Genomic DNA, 23,759 nt, shown 5'->3' on the forward strand with positions numbered 1-23,759 from the left:
AAGCCCCGCCGCGTGGTGGTCCTCAATGTGCCAGTATCTTGATCGTTCTCGGGAAGGCGATCTCCCGGGCCGCTATCGGGATGGCCGCCCCGGCGGATACGCCGCCTGCGGTAGTCGGATCGACCACCGCTCCCTGCAGGAGGTAGTACGCCATCTGGAGCTGGGCCATTGCGGTGTTGGCCGGGGTGCTGTTGTCGATCAGGAATCCATGGCCGATACCGGTCTGGTCGAACTGGAAGTACCCCTCGGAAGGCGTGCTCCCGGCCGCCGTCACCGCACGGGCCGCCTGTGTCTTCGGTGCCACCTGGCCTCCGGCGATCGTGTACATGAACTGGGCCGGTACCCTCCCCGAGAGGTAGGCCAGCTGGTCGAAGCCCGGGGCCACCGCCGCTCCGGCGGAGCCAAGGACACCCCTGCCGCCGAGGGCGTTGCCGAGATAGCGGGTACTGCTGTTGGGGATGACCTGGTCGCCTACCGCCTCCTGCATCACGACCCGTCCCGACAGCCGCGACGGCAGTCCGGCGGCCAAGGGAGTGGTGACGCTGGCCGGGTCGGCCGGGTCGATCACCGACTGGGTCAGCAGGAAGAACTGGTTATAGGTCGGGGTGCCGACGTTGATTCCCACGGCGGCGAGCCCGGCATTGATGCTGGGGGAGAAGGCCGGGCTGTCCTTGATGAGATAGGCGAGCCGGCCGCCCGGGACGCTCAGGAACCCTTTCATGTCGTTGTTGAGCGTGGCCTGGGTGTAGGGAGGAACCGAGGCGGAAAGGGTGGTGTTCCCGGCCAGGTAGTAGGCCCCCACGATTGAGCCGAGGCTAAGCCCGACGTAGCTGATCTCGGCCGGCGGGGCGGCGGCGATCCCTGCCGCGACCAGGGCGCCGGTCCTGATGGAGAATTCGAGACGGTCCAGGTTGAAGGCGGCCTGCTCGATGTTGGAGCGGGTGGCCAAGGGCGCGCCCACGGCCATGAAATCCTGCCCCCAGAGGGTGGGGTTGCTGTGTCCGGTCACCGCCAGCGCTCCGTGGAGCGGAAGGTCGATGGCGGCCACCGCGTAGCCTGCGCCGGTCAGCGTCTGGGCCACCGCCAGCACCTGTTCCTTCTGCCCGGTGATCCCGTGCTGGAAGATGACCAGCTTGCCGTTGGGGGTGGCGGGGGCCAGGTAGATGAACGGTATCGCGCGCGGGACATGGTAGTAGCCGACCAGGTTGACTCCGCTGCGGAACGGCTGCACCACCCCGGCGGCCGGGTTGTCGGCGCCGGTCACGCCTGTCAGGTCCATGCTCCCCGCGTTGGCCGCGACCACCACCGGGTCCATGGAGAGGTCGGCGCTGTTGAGGGTGCCGGTGGTAACGCTGGAAAGGCCCGCCGGTGCGGTGCCGGGAGCACCCGCGGCGGTCCAGAAGGCGGCACCCGGAAAGGTCTGGGTGTTGGCGACTCCGTTCACCCAGGTCTTGCCGGGGAGCCCGCCGGGGAGGTTGGTCCCGGCCGCGAAGGCGCGCAGGGCGCTCTCTACCGGGATCACGCTGGCGGGCTGGGAGGCGTCGGGGGCTACGTACCCGGCGGCGGTCGTTATGAAGCGTCCCATGACGGCGATGTCGGCACGGCTGGCGATGCCGGTGGTGGCCGAGGCGGTGATCAGGTCGTTCATCACCTTGGCATAGCCGGAGAGCTGGATGCTGGTGCCGGTCATGGCGTTGGCACGGATCGGCTCCAGGGGGGCGAACGGGCCGATCAGCGGAATGGTGGATTTCAGCGCATCGAAATAGGTGGAGCTGATAACCGGCTTGCCGGTCGCCGCATCCTTCACGCCGCTGGTGACCACGTAGAGGTAGCGGGTGGCGGGCTGCAGCGGGAAGTTGGGGAAGAGGAAAACGTCGGTCCCGCCTGCCGCGTACTGGTAGGTGAACATCCCCGAGACGTCGGTGAAGGTGAGCGGGTTATTCTCGGTAGCGAGCGGGCTCGTGCTGTCGCCGGTGATCTGAAAGACCTTGATGGTGGCCGGGGTCACCGAAGCGGCATCGAGAGGCTGGCCGAAACGGATATAGACCGGCGCGTTCAAGCCCGCTACCGCGTTGGTGCCGCCAACTTCCTTGAGGTTCACGTAGGCGAGCGCCTCCAAGGGATCCATCGGGATATTGGCCGGACGGGCGCCGGTCGCCCCGGTGAGCGGGTTGGTATAGCTGGTAAGCGGGTTGGCCGCCACCGCGGTCGCCAGGACGTTGGGGAGCGGAATGGTGCTGGTGGTCGGGTCGAAGAGCGCCTGGTTGGTGCTGAGGGCACCGGACTGTTCATGGTTGTCGCTGCTGCACGCCATCGCCAGCAGGAACCCGAGAATTACAACAAAACGTGTCACGAGTTTCATGATCGTACCTCGCTAAATAGCAGGGGAGGGGCCTCGTTGCCCGGCTCGCCTAGAATTTGATGGTGACGTTGGCGCCGAAGAGATGCGCATCGCTCTTGAAGGACCCGTTTTCGCCGGTCAGGGTGGCGGCGTCCTGGTTGGCGACCGTGCGATTCAGCCAGTGGACCCACATGTAGGCCAGGTCCAGGGTCGCGTAGTCGTTATGAAGCCCCATACCGATGGAGACGTTGTGGCGGTCGGCATCGGGAAGCATCGGCCCCAGGGATGAGGAGGGGATCGGGTTGGTGTCGTAGGCGTAGCCTGCCCTGAGGTCGACGTTTTTGTTGTAGGAGTACTGACCGCCCAGCCGGTAGCACCAGGCGTCCTTCCACTTGGTCTCGATGGGCTGGTTGTTGAAATTGTTGAACTGGGTGTTGTTGAAGGAGAAGAGGAGCTTGTCGATCGAGCTCCAGCCGGTGCGGTCGGCGTCGAATTCCACCACCCAGGCGTCGTTGGGGTGCCAGGCGACGCCGAGATTCAGGTCGTCCGGCAGCGTGATATCCGAGGTGAACTTGGAGGTGGCGCGGAGCCGCGAGTTGTAGGAGTTGAAGTTGGCGCTCTGCCCGATGGCGGCAGCACCGGCCTGGGTGGTGGCGAGGAAGTTGGAGGCGCCATCGACGTGGAGGGTGACCTCGCTGCGGTAGGAGGCGCCGAAGGAGAGCTCCTTGATCGGCTTCCACATGAGGCCGAAGTTGTAGCCGAAGTCGGTCGCGGTGCCGTCGAGACCCATGATCCCGAGCTCGGCCGGGGTGCCGGGGTTGGTCGGGTCGGGGACATAGACCGAGCGGGACAGGGTGACGATGGCGTGGGTCACGTCGAGACCGGCGGCTACCGCCAGGTTCCAGTCCTCGAAAAGGTAGGCGACGGTCGGCTGGAAGTTGACCGGCTTCACGGCGATGTTCTGGACCTGGTTCCGGAAGGCGCTCGAATCGTCCCAGCTCTTGGCCAGCGGATAGATCGAGTTGATCCCGAGGCCGAAGGTGAGCGGTATCCGTTCCAGGCTGTAGGTGGCGTAGAGGGAAGGGGCGATAAAGAGATCCTTCTTGGCCTCTTCCTCCACCGGGCTGGAGCCGGAGAGGGCGGTGGTGCCGCTGAACTTGGTCTCCGGCACCGAGATCAGCAGGGATCCCATGTTGACCTGGGCCCCCTTGAGGTAGGCGATGCCGGCGGGGTTGTAGTAAAGGGCGGTCGGATCGTCGGCCTGGGCCACGAAGGCGTTGGCCATACCCATCGCCTTGGCTCCCTGCTCATTGATCTTCAGCCCTGCGGCTTGGGCCAATCCCGCCGTCGCGAGGATGGCCGCCCCGACGGCGCAACATACGAGCTTCTTTCCCATGTTCCTCTCCTTTCGCGGTCCGCTGCCGGGCCGCTGCTTCATGAAATCTTCCGATGCCGATCTGTGCAATTTCACCCGTTTTACGCTTGGTTACCGGACTATTTATCCCCGCCTCCGCCCGCGCTCTCCCTGCTAAACGGGAAGGGTGCTGGGCGGCAGTTACGAGGGGCGTTTACGTTGTCAATAAAACGTTATTTTGGTAATGCTGTTTAAATCACCTTGACGTTTATGTCAAGAATAAAAAATCCGCCCGGGATAAATTATCGTCCGCGGTAAAGCGTCCTTTCGCCGGTTGCGCCCCGGGCCGCACTGGTAGTTCGTAATTTCGTGAAAATATACATGCTTTTCCGGATTTGGCAAGCCGGCACCGGCCGGCGGCGGTGGATCGCCTACTATTTATATAGAGAAAGAGAAATCCGATGCCGATGAGGGAGGATAGGGGAGGGTTACGGAAAAAGGGGGGGGGAGAAGAGTCGCAGCCTTTAATTCTGAAGCGTTTTTGGCGTGGTCGAAAAAAATAGAAAAGAATTATACTTGACATGAGCGTTAAGGTCATATAGTGTTCGCTCAAGCTAAGCCACGCCGAAGGAGGCAACCGATGGACAAATCCTTCAAATCGATTCCCGACATGCTGCGCCGGAACGCTACCAGGTTCGACGGCCAGCTCGCGCTCAAGTACCGGAAGCAGGGGCGATTCGTCACCCTGAGCTACGCCGAGTACTACGACCGGGCCCTGATGGCCGCCCGCGGCCTGAAGAAGATGAACGTCCGCGCCGGGGACCGGGTGGCCATCCTTTCCGAGAACCGTGCCGGGTGGGTCATCGCCGACATGGGGATCCTGGCCGCCGGGGCGATCACGGTGCCGATCTATCCGACCAACACCCCGGAGCAGATCGAGTACATGCTGAACCACTGCGGCGCCCGCATCGTCTTCGTCTCCAGCCGCTTCCAGTACTACAAGCTCCTCAAGGTGCGGGAGTCGATCCCCGACGTGGAGCTGGTGGTTTCCTTCGAGCGTTTCCTGGGCGACAGCGCGCTGCCGGTCTGCACCTTCTACCAGCTCTCCGAGGTGGATCACCCGATCACGGAGCAGGAGAGGCGCGAGCTCGAGTGCGGGATCGACTGCCTGGGGCCGGACGACATCCTGACCCTCATCTACACCTCCGGCACCACCGGGGTCCCCAAGGGGGTCATGCTCTCCCACCGGAACATCCTCACCAACACCCAGTATCTGACCGAGCAAAGCGGCGCGGTGGGGGACAACGACGTCCTCCTGAGCTTTCTTCCCTTGAGCCACGTGCTGGAGCGCTCCGCCGGCTACTACACCGCCATCAGAAACGGCGCGCTCATGGTCTTCGCCGACAGCATCGAGAAGATCCCGGAGAACATGATGGAGGTGAGCCCGACCGTCATGGTGAGCGTGCCGCGGCTCTTCGAGAAGATCTACCACCGCATCTTCGAGAATGTGCACCATATGCCGGTCGTGAAGAGGAGCCTCTTCCACTGGGGGATCGAGGTCGGCAAGCAGTATGTCGAGGCGAAGTTCGTGAAGAGGCAGCCGTCGGCGATGCTGGCTTTCAAGTACGGCCTGGCCGACCGGCTCATCTTCAGCAAGATCAGGGCCCGCTTCGGCGGCCGGATGAAGCTCTGCTGCTGCGGCGGCGCTCCCCTGGACAAGACCATCAACGAGTTCTTCTGGATCATCGGTATCCCTATCTTCGAAGGGTACGGGCTGACCGAGACCAGCCCTGCCATCTCGTTCAACAACTTCAACCACGTCCGCTTCGGATCGGTCGGCATCCCGCTGCGGGACACCGAGGTGAAGATTGCCGGGGACGGCGAGATCATGGTGCGCGGGCCGCAGGTGATGGTCGGCTACTACAACGACCATGAGGCGACCTCCACCGCGGTCGAGGATGGCTGGTTCAAAACCGGCGACATCGGGCATATGGATGACGGCTTCCTCTACATCACCGATAGGAAGAAGGAGCTCATCATCACCGCGGGCGGAAAGAACATCGCCCCCCAGCCGATCGAGAACGAGCTGAAACTCGACAAGTACGTCTCCTCGGCCTTCGTGTACGGCGACAGGAAGCCCTACCTGGTGGCGCTGGTCGTCCCCAACATGGAACGGGTGCTGGAGTTCGCCAAGTCCAAGCACATCGACTACGTCGACCTGGACGACCTGGTGATGCACTCCGCCGTCCACAAGCTCTTCGAACAGCGGCTCGCCGAGATCAACGGAAGGCTGGCGCGATACGAGAGCATCAAGAAGTTCGTCCTGTTGCCGCGCGACTTCTCCATCGATGGGGGCGAACTGACCGCCACCCTGAAGCTGCGGCGCAAGGTCATCTACGAGAAGTACAAACACAAAATTGAGGATCTCTACGCCGACCAGGGCGAATGAGACAGGATTGGTCATAACCGACAGGAGGATTGCCATGAATCAGATCAACAAGGTGGCCGTACTGGGGGCCGGGGTGATGGGTGCCACCATCGCCGCCCACCTGGCCAATGCAGGGATCCAGGTACTGCTTTTGGATATCGTACCGAGAGAGCCCAACGAAGCCGAAGTGAAGGCGGGGCTTGGCCTTACCGACGCAGCCGTGAGAAACCGCATCGCCGCCGACGGGCTTACCGGGCTCATGAAGATGAAGCCGGCCGCCTTCTTCCTTCCCGGCTACGCCGACTACATCGAGACCGGCAACTTCGACGACGACATGGGGCGCCTCAAAGAGTGCGACTGGGTGGTCGAGGTGGTCATCGAGAACATGGCCATCAAGAAGAAGCTCTTCACCGAGAAGGTGGTCCCGAACCTCAAGCCGGGCGCCATCCTCTCCACCAACACGAGCGGACTCTCCGTCAACGAAATGGCCGAGTGCCTCCCGGAGGAGGTCAGGAAGAACTTCTTGGTGACCCACTTCTTCAATCCACCGCGCTACATGCGCCTGATGGAGATCGTCTCCTGCCGCTACACCGATCCCAAGGTCGCGGAAGCGATGGGGAACTTCCTCTCCACCCGGCTTGGCAAGGGGATCGTGACCGCCAAGGACACCCCGAACTTCATCGCCAACCGGATCGGGGTCTACGCCATCTGCAACTGCGTCAGGAACATGGTCTCCATGGGGATGACGGTGGAAGAGGTCGACGCCATCGCGGGTCCCGCCACCGCCCGCCCGAAGTCGGCCGCCTTCCGGACTGCTGACCTGGTCGGCATCGACACCCTGAAGCATGTGGCCGACAACTCCTACCAGTTGCTTCCCAACGACGAGGAGCGGGAGATCTTCAACTTCCCCTCCTTCGTGGGGGAGATGGTAGAGAAGGGGCTCTTGGGTAACAAGAGCAGGCAGGGCTTCTTCAAGAAGGTCAAGGGTGAGAAAGGGCAGGAGTTCTTCTACTACGACTACCTGACCGGCGAGTACAAACCCGCCACCCGTCCCAAGTTCGCCTCGGTGGAGGCGGCCAAGGGGATCGACGATCCGGGCCAAAGGCTCAAGGCGCTCATCGAGTCCAAGGACAAGGCGGGCGAATTCGCCTGGAAGAACCTGCGCGATACCCTGATCTACACCTTCAACCGGATCCCCGAGATCGCCGACGACGTCGTCAACATCGACAACGGCATGAAGTGGGGCTTCAACTGGGAGCTCGGCCCCTTCGAGATGCTGGACGCCATCGGGGTTTCCTACTTCGTCAACCGCGCGGAGAAGGACGGGGTGACGGTCCCGGCAGCTCTCAAGAACATCGAGCGCTTCTACCGCTTCGAGAACGGCAAGCGTGAATACCTCTGCGTGACCGGGAATCAGTTCCGCGAGGTGCCGGTGGCTCCGGGGCAGGTGAGCCTCTCCATTATCCGCAAGAACGGCGGCGTCGTGGAGAAGAACTCCGGCGCCTCGGTGCTCGACCTCGGCGACGGCGTCTTCTGCCTCGAATTCCACACCAAGATGAACGCCATCGGCGGCGAGATCCTCTCCATGGTCCACAAGGGGATCAAGCGGGCCGAGCAGGACGGCGTCGGCCTGGTGATCGCCAACGAGGGAACCATCTTCTCGGCGGGTGCCAACCTCATGCTGCTGGTCATGGCCATCGCGGAAGGTGCCTACGACGAGATCAACATGACCATCAACAACTTCCAGAAGGCGATGATGGCCATCAAGTACTCCAAGATCCCGGTGGTGGCGGCTCCCCACAACCTGGTCATGGGTGGCGGCTGCGAGACCTGCCTCCATTCCGACGCCATCATCCCCTACGCCGAGACCTACATGGGCCTGGTCGAGATCGGGGTGGGCCTTCTCCCCGGCGGCGGCGGGACCAAGGAGATGGCAATCCGCGCCATCAAGCTCGCCGAGGAGAACGACATCGACGCGACCCCGTTCATCTTCAAGAACTTCATGAACATCGCCATGGCCAAGGTTTCCATGTCGGCCGCCGAGCTCGGGCCGATGGGCTTCCTCCGCCAGGGCGACGCCATCACCATGAATGTCGACCGCCGTATCCACGACGCGAAGCTGAAGGCGATCTCGCTGGCCGCCAACTACCGTCCGGGCCGCCCGCTCGTGAACCTCAAGGCGCCGGGACGCGGCGTGGCCGCCTCCATCAAGTCCCAGCTTTGGAACATGCAGCAGGGGGGCTTCATCTCCGAGTACGACCAGTTCCTGGCAGGCACTGTCGCCGACGTCATCACCGGCGGCGACATCCCGTCCGGCACCCTGATCACCGAACAGTACCTGCTCGACCTGGAGCGCGAAGGTTTCCTGAAGCTCTGCGGGCAGAAGAAGACCCTGGAGCGTATCCAGCACATGCTGAAGAAAGGGAAGCCGCTTAGGAATTAACCACCTTCCACTCTCCCCCCTTTGAAAAAGGGGGGCAGGGGGGGATTTCCCGCCGTCGGCAGCATGGGCCAAATCCCCCTAAATCCCCCTTTTGCAAAGGGGGACTTCCGATGTCTACAACAACCTGCGTCAACAATGGAGTGTCGCGTTTCGAAACTCAACGCGGCCTACGGAGGATACGATGAGAAAGGCATATATTTTAGCGGCTTACCGCACTCCCGCTTGCCGGGCCAAGAAAGGGAAATTGAAGGATGTCCGGCCGGACGACCTGGCGGCTGCGGCCATCAGGGGGCTTTTGGACCGGACCGGGGTCGATCCGCTGCTGGTCGAAGACATCATCATGGGGTGCGCCTTCCCGGAAGGCGAGCAGGGGATGAACTTCGCCCGCGTGGCGGCTCTCAAGGCCGGGGTGCCGGTCGAGGTTCCCGCCCAGACCGTCAACCGCTTCTGCTCCTCGGGGCTGCAGACCATCGCCAGCGCCGCCGAGCGCATTATCGCCGGTTTCGCGGACTGCATCATTGCCGGCGGCGCCGAGAGCATGAGCATGATCCCGATGGGCGGCTCCAAGTACAGCGCCAACCCGGGGCTGATGGCCTCCTGGCCGGAGTCCTTCGCCTCCATGGGGATCACCGCCGAACTGGTCGCCGACCGCTACGAGATCAGCCGCGAGGAGCAGGACACCTTCGCCGCCCAGAGCCACGCCAAGGCGGCAGCCGCCATCGCGGCCGGGAAGTTCCAGGACGAGATCGTCCCGGTGCAGGCCGAGAGCTACGCGCTCGTGAAGGGGAAGATGCAGAAAAAGACCGAGACCGTCGAGATCGACGATGGCGTCCGCGGGGACACCACCGCCGCCGGGCTCGCCAAGCTGAAGCCCGCTTTCAAGGCCAACGGTTCCGTCACCGCCGGTAACTCCTCCCAGATGACCGACGGCGCCGCCGCGGTGATGGTGGTTTCCGAAGAGTTCATCAAGCGCCTCGACAAGAAGCCTATCGCCCGCTTCGTCGCCTTCGCGGTGAAAGGGGTGGCGCCGGAGGTCATGGGGATCGGCCCGGTGGCCGCCATTCCCGCCGCGCTGAAGCTGGCCGGCCTCTCGCTGGACGAGATCGGGCTCTTCGAGCTGAACGAGGCTTTCGCCGCCCAGTCGCTCGCCTGCGTACGCGAGCTCGGCATCGACCCGGCCAAGGTCAACGTCAACGGCGGCGCCATCGCGCTCGGCCACCCGCTCGGCTGCACCGGGGCGAAGCTTACCGCCAGCATCGTCCACGAGATGCAGCGGAGCAAGACCCGCTACGGGATCGTCTCCATGTGCATCGGCGGCGGCATGGGCGCCGCCGGGATATTCGAGCGAGTGTAGCAGCTTCACCATTCCCCCTCGGACGTTCAAGTCCCCCTTTGAAAAAGGGGGATTTAGGGGGATTTGATTTCAGGCAGCCAAGAGGCAAATCCCCCCCGCCCCCCCTTTTTCAAAGGGGGGAGGATCAGGGTTACGATGACAATAAACCTAAGCGAGGTGACATCATGGCAAAGCTATTCAAAGGCGCGGAATACCTGATCTCCGCAGCAGGCAAGAATGACATCTTTACCCCCGAGGACTTCACCGACGAACAGCGCCAGATCGGCGAGACCACCGAGCAGTTCGTCCTCAACGAGGTGCTTCCGCACCGCGAAAGGCTGGAGGAGAAGGACCTTCCGCTCAACGTGGAGCTGATGAAGAAATGCGGCGAGCTCGGGCTCCTCATGATCGACGCCCCCGAGGAGTACGGCGGGCTCGAGCTCGACAAGGCCACCAGCATGCTGGCCGCCGAGAAGCTGGCCCCGGCCGGCTCCTTCTCGGTCACCTACTCGGCCCACACCGGCATCGGCACCCTGCCGCTCGTTTACTACGGCACCCCGGCGCAGAAGGAGAAGTACCTCGGGAAGATCATCTCCGGAGAGTGGGTCGCCGCCTACTGCCTGACCGAGCCGGGCTCCGGTTCCGACGCCCTCGGCGCCTCGGCCACTGCGCGGCTCTCCGAGGACGGCAAGCACTACATCCTTAACGGGACCAAGCAGTTCATCACCAACGGCGGTATCGCCAACCTCTACACCGTCTTCGCGAAGATCGACAAGGAGCACTTTACCGGCTTCCTGGTCGAGCGCGACACCGAGGGGCTTTCCGTCGGGGCAGAGGAGCACAAGATGGGGGTGCGCGGTTCCTCCACCACCCAGATCATCCTGGAAGACGCCAAGGTCCCGGTGGAGAACCTCCTGGGCGAGATCGGCAAGGGGCACAAGATCGCCTTCAACGTGCTGAACGTGGGCCGCTTCAAGCTGGGTGCCGGTGTCACCGGCGCTGCCAAGCGGGCCATCACCGAGGGGATCCGCTACGCCAACGAGAGAAAGGCCTTCGGGGTCCCCATCTCTTCCTTCGGCGCACTGCAGGAGAAGATCGCCGACGCCAGCGCCGCCATCTTCGCCTCCGAGTCGGTCGTCTACCGCCTGGCAGGCCTGATCGACGACCGCCTCGCCACCATCCCGAAAGGAACCGAGAACTATTACGAGGCTTACCAGGAAGGGATTGAGGAGTACTCCATCGAGTGCGCCATCGCCAAGGTCTTCTGCTCCGAGGTGCTGGCCGACGTGGTCGACCAGGTGGTCCAGATCCACGGCGGCTACGGCTTCATCGCCGAGTACCCGGCGGAGAGCTTCTACCGCGACGAGAGGATCAACCGCATCTGGGAGGGGACCAACGAGATTAACCGCCTGCTGATCCCCGGCATCATCTTGAAGCGCGCCATGAAAGGCGAGATCCCGCTGCAGAAGGAGGCGATGAAGGCCTTCGAATCGCTCATGTCTCCTTCCTTCGAGGAGCTGGAGGATGTGCCGTTCGCGGCCGAGAAGGCGCTGGTGGCGGGGCTCAAGCAGGCCTTCCTGGTGCTGGCAGGCTCCGGCGTCCAGAAGTTTATGAACAACATCAAGGACGAGCAGGAGATTCTCATGGCGGTGGCCGATGTGGCCATCGGAATCTTCGCCATCGAAAGCGCCGTCTTGCGCGCCGAGAAGATGATGGCCAGCGTGAGCGAGGCCAAGCGGAAGTCGGTCGAGTCGGCGGTGAAGATCTTTGCCTTCAACGCCTCCGAGAAAGCCGCCACCGCCGCCAAGCGGGCCGCCTACTACATCGAGTCGGGCGACAACCTGACCATGCTTTTGGCCGGTATCCGCCGCTTCACCAAGTACGACGCCAGCGGCCTTCTGCAGGCCAAGCGCCAGTTGGCTGCGGCCGCCATCGAGGCGGAGAAGCACGTGTTCTAAAAAGAGAAGTCGAAGTATCCCCTCTCCCCCGGGAGAGGGGTCTTTAGGTCCCCCCCCCGGGAGAGATGCCACTAGGTCCCCCCCCGGAGAGGGGCCACTAGGTCCCCCCCCTTGTCAAAGGGGGGAGAGGGGGGATTTGCTTCTGGGCCGGCGACAACCTCCCTCGCCCGCAACGTGGAGTCCCAAGCCTATGCGACAGCACACGGTAACCACCCCCTACATGGTCGGGGAAGTCCACTTCTACACTGCCGAGACCGAAAGGGGGCTGGCCCTCTTCGACACCGGCCCTCCCACCCGTGAAGGCGAGCTCGCCCTCTGCTCGAGCGTCGACCTGAGTCGCCTCAAGTACCTTTTCATCAGCCACTGTCACGTCGACCACTACGGCCTGGTCAACTTCATCCTCGATAACAGCTCCGCGGACGTCTACATCCCCCGCCAGGACGCCATCAAGCTCGAACGGCACGACGAGCGGATCGCTGGCATCACCAGGCTCCTGCTCGATTGCGGCTTTTCCAAGAAGTTCGTGTTGGGGCTGCGGGACTCGTACCAGGCGCACAAGGTCTTCCCGGAACGTCCCAGGTGGTACCGGGTAGTGGAAGAGTCGCCTGAGATAGCCGAGCTCGGCATCGAGTGGTTTGCCGCCCCCGGCCATTCCCAAAGCGACCTGGTTTATCTGACCGGCGACTGTGCCGTGACCGGCGACCTGCTGCTGAGAAACATCTTCCAGGCGCCCCTTCTTGACATCGATCTGGACAACTTTTCCCGGCGCTTCCGGAACTACGACGCCTACTGCGACTCCCTCGTCAAGCTCGCCACCCTGCGGGGAAAGCGGATCATGCCGGGGCATCGCGACTCCGTTGACGGGGTCGACGAGGCCATTGTTTTCTACGTGACCACCCTCCTCGAACGCTCCGCGCGTCTCCTGCCCTACCGGGGGATCCCGGTGGCGGAGATGGTGGACCGGATCTTCCAGGGGAGGATCACCGATCCTTTCCACCTCTACCTAAAGGCTTCGGAGATGGTCTTCATGCTGGACTTCATCGAACAGCCATCCCAGCTCAGGTCCTCCCTGGAGCGGATCGGGCTCTTCGACAGGGTCGCCGAACCTTTCAATGTTGTGGCCGCCGGGTAGCCAAGGGAGAAACACCATGCACGACCCTCTTTTTCAACCGATCACCATCAACCGCCTGGAGGTCAAAAACCGGATCTTCATGCCGGCCATGCACCTCAACATGGCCGCCAACTACGCCGTTGGGGATAGGTTGGTCGATTTCTACGCGGAGCGCGCCCGCGGGGGGGCGGGGCTCATTACGGTCGGCTATGCCACCGTGGACGAGCACTCCGGCAATCCCGGCAACATCGGCGCCCACAAGGACATCTATCTCCCCGGACTCACCCGGTTGGCCGCCGCTATCAAGGAGAACGGCGCCCGCTCGTCGGTGCAGTTGAACCATGCTGGCCGCTATAACCACTCGATGCTGATGGGGGGACGCCAGCCGGTGGCACCTTCGGCGATCGCCTCGCGGTTGACTCGCGAGACCCCAAAGGAGCTGGAGGCCGACGAGATCGCCGCCATCGTGGAGAGCTTCGCCCAGGCGGCGCGGCGGGTGAAGGAGGCCGGCTTCGACGCGGTCGAGATCCTCTCCGGGACCGGCTACCTGATCAGCGAATTCCTCTCCCCGCTCACCAACAAGCGGACCGATGGCTACGGCGGCTCCTTCGACAACCGGATCCGCTTCGGGCTGGAGGTGGTGGGGGCGGTCCGCGCCGCGGTGGGAGCGGACTTCCCGCTGGTGGTGAGGATGAACGGCAACGAGTTCATGAAAAACGGCTCCAGCCGCGAAGAGCTCGTCGAGTACGCAGTGAGATTGGCCGAGGCCGGGGTCGACGCGCTCTGCATCAACGTCGGCTGGCACGAGGCGCAGGTCCCACAGATCGTCGCAGAGGTGCCGCGCGGTGTCTTCGCCTACCTGGCCCGCGGCGTCAAGGAAAGGGTTGCCATCCCCATCATCGCCAGCCACCGCATTAACGATCCTGCCGTCGCCCGGGAGCTTCTGGAGGAGGGATGCTGCGACATGATAGCCATCGGCCGCGCCTTGATCGCCGATCCCTTCTTCCCGGAAAAAGCACGCCAGCGGCGCGAGGAGGAGATCGTCCACTGTGTCGCCTGCGGGCAGGGATGTTTCGACAACCTCTTCAAGCTGCGGGCGGTGGAATGTCTCTGCAATCCGAAGGCTGGCTACGAGAAGTCGCGGGCGGTGACCGCTGCCGAGACTCCCCGTAAGGTCATGGTCATCGGGGGCGGGGCCGCCGGGATGACCGCCGCTCTTACCGCCGCCGAACGCGGCCACCGGGTGACCCTTCACGAGCGGAGCGGCAGGCTCGGCGGCCAGCTCCTTTTGGCCGGGGCTCCTCCGGGACGCGAAGAATTCCTGGAACTGGCCCGCGACCTTGACCACCAGGTTGCCTTATCCAGCATAACCGTCAGGCTGGGCTCTGAAGTAGATGCCGCTCTGCTCGATGCCGAGGCTCCCGATGCCGTGGTGCTTGCCACCGGCGGTGAGCCGGTGCGTCCCCCCATACCGGGCGCATCGCTTCCCCATGTGCTGCAGGCTTGGGATATCCTGAAGGGGAGGAAGGTATCGGGGAAACGGGTGGCGGTTATCGGCGGCGGGGCGGTCGGCATCGAGACCGCGCTGATGCTGGCGGAACAGGGAACCCTTTCCGGCGACGCGCTCAAGTTCCTCCTGGTGCATGGCGCGGAGACCCCGGAATCCCTCTATGCCCTCGCCACCCGCGGAAGCAAAGAGGTCACCGTGATCGAGATGCTGGACGAGATGGGTACCAACTTCGGCAAGAGCACCCGCTGGGGAATGATGCAGGACGTGGAGAGGTTCGGGGTCAGGAGCAAGCTGAAGGCGAGGGTGGTGGAGATCACCGCCGAATGCGTGACAATCGAAGTGGACGGCGTTGCCGAAGAGATCCCCGCAGACACTGTCGTTCTGGCCGTCGGCACCCGCCGCCATGCCCCGCTGGTGGAGGTGCTGGAGGCCAGGGGAATCCCATTCGAGGTGGTCGGCGACGCAACGAAACCCGCCATGGTATTCGACGCCATCCACGCCGGCTTCGCCGCCGGAAGGAAGCTGTAATCGTCCCCCCTCCCCTGGAGGGAGGGGGCTAGGGGGTGGGGGAAGCTTCGACCAAGTACCGAAGCCGGCCTCCCCCCCACCCGCCTTCGCACCATGCTTCGGCGGGGAGGCCCTGACCCTTCCCCTCAAAGGGGGAGGGAACTAAAACTAAGGAGCAATAGACATGAGAATTCTGCTGGCGCTTTTGATAACCCTTTTGATGGCCGGGATCGCTCCGGCCAAGGAAATCGCCGGGGTCGCCATCGAACCGACCGTAACCGTCGACCATCATGCCCTCAACCTCAACGGCAGCGGCATCCGGAAGAAGTTCTTCGTCAAGGTCTACATCGGTTCCCTCTACGCCACCAAAAAGCTCAGCACCGCCGCCGAAGCGCTGCGCGATCCGGGCGACAAACTGATCCGGATGAACTTCCTGTACTCCAAGGTGGGCAAAGAGAAGATCATCGAAGCCTTCCGCGAGGGATTCGCCAACAACACGCCGGCCATTGCCAACTCGGTCGAGGTCAAGCGCTTCCTGTCCCTCTTCACCGACGACTTCGTGCGTGGTGACACGGTGGACATCTATCTGGGCGCCGGCGGCAAGGTGAGCGTAAAGCACAACGGCAAGGCGATGGGGAGTGTGTCGTCGCCCCAGCTCGGGCCGGCCATTCTCGCCATCTACCTTGGCAACAAACCCGCCGACGATGATCTCAAGGCGGGGATGCTCGGCCACTAACCGGGCCGTAAGCTCATGGTCCGCCAACCGATAGCGGTTCCGCTTCCCACCGGGGACAACCTCCACCTGCTGAGGTTGTGTGGCGACCCGCGGGGACCGGTGGTGTTCATGCTGCACGGCGCCATCGAGAGCGGCCGGATTTTTTACTCCGGCTCCGGTAAGGGGCTCGCTCCCTTCTTGGCCCGCCAGGGATTCGACGTCTACGTGGCCGACCTCCGCGGGCGGGGCGAAAGCACCCCGGCTATCGGGCGCGGTTCCCGGTTCGGCCAGACCGAGGCGATTACCGAGGATATACCGGCGCTCATCGAGGCGATCATGAAGCTGCGCGGCCCGGTTCCCCAGCAGTGGGTGGCCCATTCCTGGGGAGGGATCATCCTCTCCTCGGTGCTGGCGCGTTTCCCAAGGTATCTCGATACGGTGAGCTCGCTCGTTTATTTCGGGAGCAAGCGGACGGTGAGGGTGGCAAATTTCGAGCGGTTGGTGAAGGTGGATCTGATGTGGAATGGCCTCTGCCACTTGGTGACGGCGGCCGCCGGCTACCTTCCCGCCCGCAGGATGGGGATCGGCTCGGAGAGCGAGACCAGGAAGTCCCATCGGCAGAGCTCTGAGTGGGTGCGCAAGGACGCCTGGGTCGATTCGGACGACGGCTTCGACTACGGAGCGGTGATCCGGCAGTTGAGGCTTCCACCTGCCTGGTACCTGGCCGGGAAGAACGACGGCGCGCTGGGGCACCCGGAGGATGTCAGGAGGTTCATGGAGTCGGCGGGGAAGCAGGCACGCCGGTTTACGGTGCTCGCGAAGGCAAATGGCAACCTGCACGACTATGGACACATCGACATGCTGACCCACCGCGACGCAGACAAGGACCACTTTCCGCAGGTCCTTGAGTGGCTCAGGCAACATGCTGCTACCCATCCCCTGTCCCCCCTTTGACAAGGGGGGGACCTGAATATTCATGGATGGGGTGAAGGGGACTGGCTCCGTTAGGTGCCTGGCCCCCTGTCCGGCCTGTCCCCCAGTCCGGCAAACGAGGCAAGAGAAGGAGACCGATATGAAAGAGCACAACACTGAAATAGAGTTGAGATTCGCGGACCTGGACGCCTACGGGCATGTGAACAGCGCCGTCTATTTTACCTATCTGGAGACCGCCCGCGTGAAGCTGATGGGTGACGAGTTTCTCGAGGCCACCCGCAATAACGTCTACCTGGTGGTGGCGCGCGCCGAGTGCGAGTACAAGCGCCCGATCGTCCTCTTCCAGAAGGTGATGGCGACCCTGTGGCTGGATCGGGTAGGTTCGAGCAGCTTCGAGATTGCGTACCGTCTGCACGACGGCCAGGACACTGTCTACGCCACCGCGCGCACTACCATGGTCTGTATCGACAAAACGAGCGGAGCTCCGGTTCCGGTCCCCGAAAGTATCAGGGCTCTGGCCTGACCGTTTCGCAACAGAAGGAGAATGTAGTTATGAGCAACTCCCAGGAGATCCTGAGCCAGTGCGAGGGGGGGATCCTCACCCTTTGCTTCAATCGGCCTGACAAGAAGAATGCGCTGAACCTGAGCATGTATCGTGAGCTTTCCGAGAGGCTCAGAAGCGCCGACGGGGATGACAGTGTGCGGGTCATCCTCTTGACCGGTTCCGGCGATTCCTTCACCAGCGGCAACGATCTCGCCGATTTTCTCGCCTCGCCTCCCACCGGGAACGACAGCCCGGTCATGCAGTTCCTGCTGGCCATCAGCGAAGCTCGCAAGCCGATTGTGGCGGCGGTGAATGGTGCGGCGGTCGGTGTCGGGGTAACCATGCTCCTCCACTGCGACCTCGTCTATGCGGCGCAAGGCGCGGCCTTCCAGATGCCGTTCGTGAACCTGGGGCTTTGCCCCGAGGCGGGCTCCACGCTGCTGCTGCCGCGCATGATGGGGCACCAGCGGGCGGCGGAGCTCCTTCTCCTGGGAGAGACTTTTACGGCTCAGACCGCACGGGAGGTCGGTATCGTCTCCGAGGTCCATCCTGATGAGAATCTGGCTGCAGTGGCCAGGGATAAGGCTGTGAAGCTCGCGGCCCAGCCGGCGGCCTCGGTCCGGCTCGCCAAGTCGCTTTTGAAGCGCGAATACCGGGTAGGGCTCAAGGAGACCATCGTGGAAGAAGGGGCCCAGTTCATGAAGCGGCTCGCCTCCCCGGAAGCGGCGGAAGCGCTGCAGGCCTTCATGCAGCGGCGGCAGCCGGATTTTTCCAAGTTCAGTTGACTTCGGAAAGGCAAATCCCCCCTGTCCCCCCTTCGCAAAGGGGGGAACCGTAAGCCGACGTACAAGGTTCCCCCTCCCCTGGAGGGAGGGGGCGAGGGGGTGGGGGAAGCTTCCATTGGGTGCCGTACTCCGGCCTCCCCCCCACCCTGACCCTCCCCCTCAAGGGGGGAGGGAAGGCAATTGTAAGTTGTTTAAAGAGGACTGGAGACTTTATGGGGCATCACCTCGGTTCTAAGAGCAGTTTGGTCCCGCTGATCGACCGGTTGAACATGTTTCCGGTTGGGCTGGTGGACAACGAAAAGCTGCGCGAGATCCTTTCGCTTCTCTTCGACGAGCGCGAGGCCTTCGTCGCCTCCCGTTTTCCGCTGGAGGAGGCCACCCTTTCCGAGCTCGTGAAGCTGACCGGCATTCCCGCCGGCGAACTGGCACTCATCCTCGACCGCATGGCGGACAAGGGGCTTTTGATGGACATGCCGTACAACGGCGTGACCTACTACCTGCTGGTTCCCGGCCTGATCGGTTTCTTCGAGTTCACCTTCATGAAGAACCGGACCGACCTCCCCCAGGAGCGGATCGCCCGCCTGATGTCGGAGTACATGCACGACCAGAACGGAAGAGGGCAGGGGGACGAGTTCTTCGGCTCCAAGACTCCGCTTACCCGCTCGCTCGTCTATGAGGAGCACATCCCGGTCACCTCCGAGATCGTCAGCTACGAGAGCACCCGCCAGATCATCATTGACGCCGGTGGCGGTGCCGTCGGCCTTTGCTTCTGCCGCCATAAGAAGGAGCACCTCGGCCAGAGCTGCAAGAAAGGTGCTCCGGTGGAGGAGATCTGCATCTCCCTCGGTGCCGCCGCCAAGTTCTTCTGCCGACGCGGATTCGCCGAGCGCAAGAGCGTCGACGAGCTCCTGGAGATCCTCGACCGCGCCCGCTCCTTCAACCTCACCTTCGTTACCGATAACATCCGGCAGAAACCGTCCTTCATCTGCAGTTGCTGCGGCTGCTGCTGCGAGTTGATGGCCGGCGTTCAGCACGGTTTCCATGAGGGGGTAGGGAAGACCGGCTTCACTGCGGTCATCGATCCCAAACGCTGCAGCTACTGCGGAGCCTGCTTCTCCTCCTGCAACGTGAAGGCAATCGGCCAGCCGAAGGGAGTGAAATTCACTGAGCGGACCGGGCGCTATGCAGCGATCAAGGAGGATGTTTGCCTCGGCTGTGCCGCCTGCATCACCGCCTGCCCGGTCGGCGCAATTTCCATGGTGCCGAAGGCGGATCGCCCACTCCCGCCGCTTAAACGCCACGATCTCTACCGCCAGATCCTCAAGGAGAAGGGGCGGCTCACCCCCTACGTGATCAGCGGAATCAAGAAGAAAATCAGGAGCTTTCTCCCCGGCAAGGGATGAGATTGCGATGCAAGGAGAGATGACATGATGCTATTCAACCCGAAAAAGCTGGCCGTCAGCCACCCCGATCCGGTGGTGAGGGAAATCGTCGAGAAGACGGTCGCCTTCTTCGAGGCGAAGGGGAAAAAGAAGCTCAAGGAGGACGACCTCAACAGGGTCTGGTACCAGGACTTCATCGACTTCGTGAAGAAAGAGAAGATCTTCGCCACCCTGCTCACCCCGGCAGGCTACGGCGGGAGCGACTGCCGCTGGGATACCTCCCGCCTTTGCGTCTTCAACGAGGTGGTGGCCTTCTACGGGCTTTGCTATTGGTACGTCTGGCAGGTATCCATCCTCGGCCTCAGCCCGGTATGGATGAGCCGGAACGAGGAGGTGCGCCGCAAGGCCGCCGCTCTTCTGGACGATGGCGCCATCTTCGCCTTCGGCCTCTCCGAAAAGGAGCACGGGGCGGATATCTACTCGACCGACATGGAGCTCATCCCGAACGGGGAGGGTAAATATCTGGCCCGCGGCGACAAGTACTACATCGGTAACGGCAACGAGGCCGCGCTGGTGTCCACCTTCGGGAGGATCCCCGGCACCAGCGAGTACGTATTCTTCGCGGTCGATAGCAAGCACGAAGCCTACGAGTGCGTGAAGAACATCACCGCCACCCAGTCCTACGTCTCCGAATTCATCCTCCACGATTACCCGATCGCCGAATCCGACATCATTTCCCGCGGCGACCTGGCCTGGGACTCTTCGCTGAACACGGTCAACGTCGGCAAATACAACCTCGGCTGGGCCTCCATCGGTATCTGCACCCATGCCTTCTACGAGGCGATCAACCACGCCTCCAACCGGCGGCTCTACGACCGGATGGTGACCGATTTCCCCCATGTGAAGCAGATGTTCACCGACGCCTACGCGCGGCTGGTCGCCATGAAGCTCTTCGCCTTGAGGGCCTCCGACTACTTCCGCTCGGCCTCCCCGACTGATCGCCGTTATCTCCTCTACAACCCGGTGATGAAGATGAAGGTTACCACCCAGGGGGAGGACGTGATCAACCTCCTGTGGGATGTGATCGCCGCTAAGGGATTCGAGAAGGATACCTACTTCGACACCGCGGCCAGGGATATCCGGGCGCTGCCCAAGCTGGAGGGGACGGTGCATGTCAACATCGCGCTGATCCTCAAGTTCATGGTCAACTACTTCTTCAATCCGGGAGAGTATCCCCTGGTCCCCCGGCGGCTGGAGGCGGCCAACGACGGCTTCCTCTTCGACCAGGGGCCGACCAAGGGGCTCGGATCCATCCGTTTCCACGACTACCGCAAGGTCTACGACAGCTGCCAACTCGCCAACGTCAGGATCTTCGTCTCCCAGATCGAGGCGCTCTCCGCCTTCTTGCGCGCGACGCCGCCCGACGAGGCGCAGCAGCGGGACATCGATTTCATGCTGGCGTTGGGCGAGCTTTTCACCCTGGTGGTCTACGGACAGCTGGTGCTCGAGAACGCCGCCCTCATGGGGATCGGCGACGACCTGCTGGCCCAGATCTTCGACTTCATGGTGAGGGATTTCTCCAGGTTCGCCCTCCAGCTTTACAGCAAAACGAGCACCACTTCCGGCCAGATGGAAGGGTGCCTCAAGATGATCGCCAAACCGGAAGTGGATGAGGCGCGCTATCTCAGGGTTTGGAACGAGCAGGTACTCTCATTGAGCGGCTGCTACGAGATGTCGGAATAACTAGCGTGGACAATGGTTCGAGCAGGCAACGGGCGGGACGTTGAACGTTAAGGAGGGATGAGATGAAACATTCGGAACTGGTCCAGCGGGTAGGCTTTATCAGGGAGGGAGGAAAGCTGATCTTCAAGCTCGATTTCTCGGGGCTCACTTTGGAAGATATCAAGGAGGTCATCGCCTACGGAAAGCCGATGATTTCGAGGATGCAGAAGGGGACGCTGTTGAGCCTGACCGATGTCTCGGATACGGAGTTCGACGATCAGGCGAAAGAGGTGTTCAAGGAGCTTCTCGAATACAACAAGCCGTTCGTACAGGCGGGGGCGGTGGTCGGCGTCAACGGCTGGCGCAAGCTGGTCTACATGGTGTCGCTAAAGATGTCGGGCCGGAACAACCTGAGGCTGTTCGACAACTCCACCGACGCCAAAGACTGGCTGCTTGGTTACAGCGCGGATCCCGTCCCCGCGGCCACCAGCGCGGCGATGAGGTGAGTAACGTTCCCTCCCCGGTGAGGAATGTTCCCTCCCCCCTGGAGGGGGAGGGCTAGGGTGAGGGGGAGGCAGGCTTCGGCACTCCGTTGGCGCTTCCCCCACCCCCTGACCCCCTCCCTCAAGGGGAGGGGGAACTGTTTAACTAAAAAGCCCCGGCACCTTTTAACGGTGCGCGGGGCTTTGTTTCTTTCTGTCTGTTAGCTTATGCCAGGATGATGCTCTCTACTTGCTCGGCAGATGATACAGATCCACAATCTTGTGTCGGTATTCGGAGATGTCTTTCTCCAGCGACTGCAGGTTGCGCACCTTGGTCTGGATGGTGTTCAACTGGGTGTCGAGAAGTTCAATAAGCCGGGGCATGATCTTGTCCGGCTTTTTGTACTCTTTGTAGATCGATGCGAGCTCCTGCATTTCCTGCAGAGAAAGGCCCAACTCCTTCAACTTCAGCACGAACTTGAATCGCTTGACCGCTTCCTTGTCGTACACCCGGATGCCGCCTTCGGTCCGCTGGGGAGAGTCCACCAGCCCGATCTGCTCGTAAAGCCTGATGGTCCGCGCAGTTATGTTGAGTTTCTTCGCCAGGTCGCTGATCTGCAAATATTCATCGGAACTAAGCCGCATACTTAACCTCCATGTCAATTACCGACATATACAGTGTACCAAGGTGTGTTGTCAAGCAGTTAATATGAAGGCATTTTTTCCCAGTTACCTGGTCCAGACGGTGGTGCGCCCGAACAGCGAGATTCCGATAAATCCACGGACATCGAGGCGGTGGGGATCCTTGAGGGTGATGGTGCATCGGTAGGTCTTACCGTTCTCCGGATCGTAGATGGTCCCGTTGGCAAGCTTCCCGTCCCCGGCCGGGGTGAACCCCTCCATGAACTGCAGCCCGACCAGCGACCGCTTGCGGTGGGAAGGTTCCGGGTTGTGACTGTCGACCCGCGGTGTTCCGGGGGGACCCTCCGATGCGTCGGTGTAGAGGGGATCCTTCAGCGCCTCGATCTTCGCACAGTATTTCTCCCCGCAACGGTAGATAAGTACGGTGGATTTTGCCTTTTCGGTCGTCCAGCGCCCGGTGATGGCACCGGTATCGGCGGCCCAGGCGCTAGAGGTCAACAGCAAGCACGCCGGTATCAGCAATGCAGTTCTCATAACTTTTCCTTTCCAGACTTTTCCCCCTCCCCTGGAGGGAGGGGGGGAGGGGGTGGGGGAGGGGGTGGGGGAACCATCCACGGAGTGCCGAAGCCGGCCTTCCCCCCCACCCTGTCCCTCCCCCTCAAGTGGGGAGGGAACCAGCTTCAGTGTTTCATTTAAATCTCCGCTTCCACCAGGTAGAACTCGTCGTAGATCCTCTCCGGTGCGATACCCACCCCCTCGTGCGAGCGGAGCCTCGCCGCCACCTGCGACAGCGACCAGACGTCGGGGTCGCCATAACCTTTTCCCGAAAGCATCTCCCTGATCTGGGTGTCGGTCCCACCCCACAGAAGCGGCTCCCCTTTTTTCGCCACGTATTTCGCCGTGAGCATCAGCTCCCGGCTCGGTATGTGCCCGTTGGCCTTGGCGGGAGGGACACAGTCGAAGATGAGTCGGCTGCCCACGGCGAAGAGACGCTTGAGGGCCTTCAGGGTATAGCGGACCGCCTCCTCCCGAAGATAATAGGAGACCCCCTCCCAGATGATGAAAGCTGGCTCCGGCCGCAGCATCCGGGATTCCTCCACCCGCCGGACCCAAATAGGGGTTGTACACCGGCTTGGTGAAATCGGTGGAGTTCAGGTTGGTGCTCCCGTTGTCCTTAATGGTGAACGACTTGTTGATCAGGTAACCGGCGGCCAGATCCACCGAGACGCCGCTCGGAAGCTTGATCCCGATCCCCGCCCCGTAGGAGTCGGTAGGCGAAGGTTGTCCACCGAAGCAGCCTGCGATAGCAGGCGTTTTTACAACAAAGGCTCCGATTGAAGAAAAAAAAGAAGGGGAGAGAAGAAATTTCATACTTGACATCGACGTTAAGGAGAAGTATAAAACGGTTACAAAAATAATCGGGGATCCAAAACCGGTATTGGCTCCCCACGAGCATGCTGAAGCCACCGCTGTCACGAACCGATTTCCCGGTGACCTCTGACCAGGCAGGTGTCGAAAGGGAACGAAGTTCCCGAACATGGCTAAAAACCTGCCATTCCCCTCCCCGAT

Annotated in this window: 18 protein-coding genes; 13 read left to right on the forward strand and 5 right to left on the reverse strand. The window is 62.3% G+C overall.

The annotated features are described in order from the left end of the window. Positions 1-22: 22 nt before the first annotated feature. Together L4X63_RS11205 and L4X63_RS11210 are read right to left on the reverse strand one after the other, a co-directional pair. Positions 23-2,362 (reverse strand): Ig-like domain-containing protein, encoded by a 2,340-nt coding sequence (locus L4X63_RS11205; RefSeq protein WP_250678715.1) that lies wholly within the window; start codon positions 2,360-2,362, stop codon positions 23-25. 49 nt (positions 2,363-2,411) lie between these two features. Then, complete coding sequence (locus L4X63_RS11210) at positions 2,412-3,737, reverse strand: OmpP1/FadL family transporter (RefSeq protein ID WP_250678716.1); 1,326 nt, start codon at positions 3,735-3,737, stop codon at positions 2,412-2,414. Positions 3,738-4,335: 598 nt separating this feature from the next. Between L4X63_RS11210 and L4X63_RS11215 the strand changes: the two genes are divergently transcribed. From L4X63_RS11215 to L4X63_RS11275, 13 genes are all read left to right on the forward strand, one after another. Continuing rightward, positions 4,336-6,144 (forward strand): AMP-dependent synthetase/ligase, encoded by a 1,809-nt coding sequence (locus tag L4X63_RS11215; protein ID WP_250678717.1) that lies wholly within the window; start codon positions 4,336-4,338, stop codon positions 6,142-6,144. A 34-nt stretch (positions 6,145-6,178) separates the two neighbouring features. Beyond that, positions 6,179-8,566 (forward strand): 3-hydroxyacyl-CoA dehydrogenase/enoyl-CoA hydratase family protein, encoded by a 2,388-nt coding sequence (locus L4X63_RS11220; RefSeq protein ID WP_250678718.1) that lies wholly within the window; start codon positions 6,179-6,181, stop codon positions 8,564-8,566. Positions 8,567-8,747: 181 nt separating this feature from the next. Further along, on the forward strand, positions 8,748-9,920 hold the full coding sequence (locus L4X63_RS11225; RefSeq protein ID WP_250678719.1) for a thiolase family protein: 1,173 nt from the start codon (positions 8,748-8,750) through the stop codon (positions 9,918-9,920). A gap of 164 nt (positions 9,921-10,084) precedes the next feature. After that, positions 10,085-11,857: an acyl-CoA dehydrogenase FadE gene (locus L4X63_RS11230; protein WP_284694584.1), complete on the forward strand. Its 1,773-nt coding sequence runs from the start codon at positions 10,085-10,087 to the stop codon at positions 11,855-11,857. 190 nt (positions 11,858-12,047) lie between these two features. Beyond that, entirely contained in the window at positions 12,048-12,989 is a 942-nt protein-coding gene (locus L4X63_RS11235) for an MBL fold metallo-hydrolase (RefSeq protein ID WP_250678720.1), read from the forward strand. Positions 12,990-13,005: 16 nt separating this feature from the next. Continuing rightward, complete coding sequence (locus tag L4X63_RS11240; protein ID WP_250678721.1) at positions 13,006-15,006, forward strand: oxidoreductase; 2,001 nt, start codon at positions 13,006-13,008, stop codon at positions 15,004-15,006. A 163-nt stretch (positions 15,007-15,169) separates the two neighbouring features. Next, the gene (locus L4X63_RS11245; protein WP_250678722.1) at positions 15,170-15,721 is read left to right on the forward strand and encodes a chalcone isomerase family protein; all 552 of its coding nucleotides are present in this window, start codon (positions 15,170-15,172) and stop codon (positions 15,719-15,721) included. Between the two features lie 15 nt (positions 15,722-15,736). Continuing rightward, entirely contained in the window at positions 15,737-16,654 is a 918-nt protein-coding gene (locus tag L4X63_RS11250; RefSeq protein ID WP_250678723.1) for an alpha/beta hydrolase family protein, read from the forward strand. 118 nt (positions 16,655-16,772) lie between these two features. Continuing rightward, entirely contained in the window at positions 16,773-17,156 is a 384-nt protein-coding gene (locus L4X63_RS11255; protein WP_250678724.1) for an acyl-CoA thioesterase, read from the forward strand. A gap of 29 nt (positions 17,157-17,185) precedes the next feature. Then, a complete protein-coding gene (locus tag L4X63_RS11260; RefSeq protein WP_250678725.1) occupies positions 17,186-17,962 on the forward strand; it encodes an enoyl-CoA hydratase in 777 nt (258 codons plus the stop codon). Between the two features lie 212 nt (positions 17,963-18,174). Then, complete coding sequence (locus tag L4X63_RS11265; RefSeq protein ID WP_250678726.1) at positions 18,175-19,365, forward strand: ATP-binding protein; 1,191 nt, start codon at positions 18,175-18,177, stop codon at positions 19,363-19,365. A 24-nt stretch (positions 19,366-19,389) separates the two neighbouring features. Next, complete coding sequence (locus L4X63_RS11270) at positions 19,390-21,087, forward strand: acyl-CoA dehydrogenase family protein (protein WP_250678727.1); 1,698 nt, start codon at positions 19,390-19,392, stop codon at positions 21,085-21,087. A gap of 62 nt (positions 21,088-21,149) precedes the next feature. After that, positions 21,150-21,572, forward strand: coding sequence for a hypothetical protein (locus L4X63_RS11275; RefSeq protein ID WP_250678728.1), 423 nt, complete (start codon positions 21,150-21,152; stop codon positions 21,570-21,572). 222 nt (positions 21,573-21,794) lie between these two features. On the opposite strand, the gene L4X63_RS11280 is transcribed toward L4X63_RS11275, so the two are convergent. The 3 genes from L4X63_RS11280 to L4X63_RS11290 all read right to left on the reverse strand — a co-directional run bounded on the left by L4X63_RS11280 (position 21,795) and on the right by L4X63_RS11290 (position 23,275). Beyond that, the gene (locus L4X63_RS11280) at positions 21,795-22,193 is read right to left on the reverse strand and encodes a MerR family transcriptional regulator (protein ID WP_250678729.1); all 399 of its coding nucleotides are present in this window, start codon (positions 22,191-22,193) and stop codon (positions 21,795-21,797) included. An 84-nt stretch (positions 22,194-22,277) separates the two neighbouring features. Further along, on the reverse strand, positions 22,278-22,724 hold the full coding sequence (locus L4X63_RS11285; protein ID WP_250678730.1) for a DUF2147 domain-containing protein: 447 nt from the start codon (positions 22,722-22,724) through the stop codon (positions 22,278-22,280). Positions 22,725-22,882: 158 nt separating this feature from the next. After that, the gene (locus L4X63_RS11290; RefSeq protein ID WP_250678731.1) at positions 22,883-23,275 is read right to left on the reverse strand and encodes a class I SAM-dependent methyltransferase; all 393 of its coding nucleotides are present in this window, start codon (positions 23,273-23,275) and stop codon (positions 22,883-22,885) included. Positions 23,276-23,759: the final 484 nt, after the last annotated feature.

This window comes from Geomonas sp. Red32, from assembly GCF_023652955.1.
Classification (GTDB): Bacteria; Desulfobacterota; Desulfuromonadia; order Geobacterales; family Geobacteraceae; genus Geomonas.

Bases quoted from the DNA above. Each gene is read 5' to 3' on its own strand.
- L4X63_RS11270 (WP_250678727.1), top strand. From the start codon at position 19,390: ATGATGCTATTCAACCCGAAAAAGCTGGCCGTCAGCCACCCCGATCCG.
- L4X63_RS11255 (WP_250678724.1), top strand. From the start codon at position 16,773: ATGAAAGAGCACAACACTGAAATAGAGTTGAGATTCGCGGACCTGGAC.
- L4X63_RS11215 (WP_250678717.1), top strand. From the start codon at position 4,336: ATGGACAAATCCTTCAAATCGATTCCCGACATGCTGCGCCGGAACGCT.
- L4X63_RS11265 (WP_250678726.1), top strand. From the start codon at position 18,175: ATGGGGCATCACCTCGGTTCTAAGAGCAGTTTGGTCCCGCTGATCGAC.
- L4X63_RS11230 (WP_284694584.1), top strand. From the start codon at position 10,085: ATGGCAAAGCTATTCAAAGGCGCGGAATACCTGATCTCCGCAGCAGGC.
- L4X63_RS11210 (WP_250678716.1), bottom strand. From the start codon at position 3,737: ATGGGAAAGAAGCTCGTATGTTGCGCCGTCGGGGCGGCCATCCTCGCG.
- L4X63_RS11250 (WP_250678723.1), top strand. From the start codon at position 15,737: ATGGTCCGCCAACCGATAGCGGTTCCGCTTCCCACCGGGGACAACCTC.
- L4X63_RS11235 (WP_250678720.1), top strand. From the start codon at position 12,048: ATGCGACAGCACACGGTAACCACCCCCTACATGGTCGGGGAAGTCCAC.
- L4X63_RS11220 (WP_250678718.1), top strand. From the start codon at position 6,179: ATGAATCAGATCAACAAGGTGGCCGTACTGGGGGCCGGGGTGATGGGT.
- L4X63_RS11245 (WP_250678722.1), top strand. From the start codon at position 15,170: ATGAGAATTCTGCTGGCGCTTTTGATAACCCTTTTGATGGCCGGGATC.
- L4X63_RS11280 (WP_250678729.1), bottom strand. From the start codon at position 22,193: ATGCGGCTTAGTTCCGATGAATATTTGCAGATCAGCGACCTGGCGAAG.
- L4X63_RS11285 (WP_250678730.1), bottom strand. From the start codon at position 22,724: ATGAGAACTGCATTGCTGATACCGGCGTGCTTGCTGTTGACCTCTAGC.
- L4X63_RS11275 (WP_250678728.1), top strand. From the start codon at position 21,150: ATGAAACATTCGGAACTGGTCCAGCGGGTAGGCTTTATCAGGGAGGGA.
- L4X63_RS11290 (WP_250678731.1), bottom strand. From the start codon at position 23,275: ATGCTGCGGCCGGAGCCAGCTTTCATCATCTGGGAGGGGGTCTCCTAT.
- L4X63_RS11205 (WP_250678715.1), bottom strand. From the start codon at position 2,362: ATGAAACTCGTGACACGTTTTGTTGTAATTCTCGGGTTCCTGCTGGCG.
- L4X63_RS11225 (WP_250678719.1), top strand. From the start codon at position 8,748: ATGAGAAAGGCATATATTTTAGCGGCTTACCGCACTCCCGCTTGCCGG.
- L4X63_RS11240 (WP_250678721.1), top strand. From the start codon at position 13,006: ATGCACGACCCTCTTTTTCAACCGATCACCATCAACCGCCTGGAGGTC.
- L4X63_RS11260 (WP_250678725.1), top strand. From the start codon at position 17,186: ATGAGCAACTCCCAGGAGATCCTGAGCCAGTGCGAGGGGGGGATCCTC.